Origin of the sequence: Vibrio sp. 10N.261.52.C2 (assembly GCF_041471425.1) — a bacterium.
GTDB classification, from domain to species: domain Bacteria; phylum Pseudomonadota; class Gammaproteobacteria; order Enterobacterales; family Vibrionaceae; genus Vibrio; species Vibrio crassostreae_C.
The window spans coordinates 1-432 of the sequence record NZ_JBFROH010000064.1 but is presented as its reverse complement, the minus strand read 5'-3'; the positions used below and the strand labels follow the sequence as shown (position 1 = coordinate 432).

Sequence of the window (432 nt, the reverse complement as noted above, 5' to 3'; positions counted from 1 at the left end):
TTCATCTTCAGCATAAAGCGAGAGAGAGAATTTGGAGCGATACATCGGGTTCGAACCGATGACCTCAACCTTGGCAAGGTTGCGCTCTACCAACTGAGCTAGTATCGCATTAGTTAGTCGCTGCTCTTACTGCCTTGGGCAACAGATAGCGCTTAACTGTAATGTGGTTGCGGGAGCCGGATTTGAACCGACGACCTTCGGGTTATGAGCCCGACGAGCTACCAAACTGCTCCATCCCGCGTCCGGATGCATTGTTTAAGTTAATGACTCTGTTCTCTAAAAAGAGAGAATTTGGAGCGATACATCGGGTTCGAACCGATGACCTCAACCTTGGCAAGGTTGCGCTCTACCAACTGAGCTAGTATCGCATTAGTTATTCGCTGCTCATATTGCCTTGGGCAACAGATAGCGCTTAACTGTAATGTGGTTGCG

At 48.8% G+C, this 432-nt stretch carries 3 tRNA genes; all 3 read right to left on the bottom strand.

Annotation, left to right across the window (positions count from 1 at the left end):
- Positions 1 to 32: 32 nt before the first annotated feature.
- Positions 33 to 108, bottom strand: a tRNA-Gly gene (locus AB4307_RS20580).
- 56 nt (positions 109 to 164) lie between these two features.
- Positions 165 to 241: transfer RNA gene (locus AB4307_RS20575), tRNA-Met, on the bottom strand.
- Positions 242 to 292: 51 nt separating this feature from the next.
- A tRNA-Gly gene (locus AB4307_RS20570) sits at positions 293 to 368 on the bottom strand.
- Positions 369 to 432: the final 64 nt, after the last annotated feature.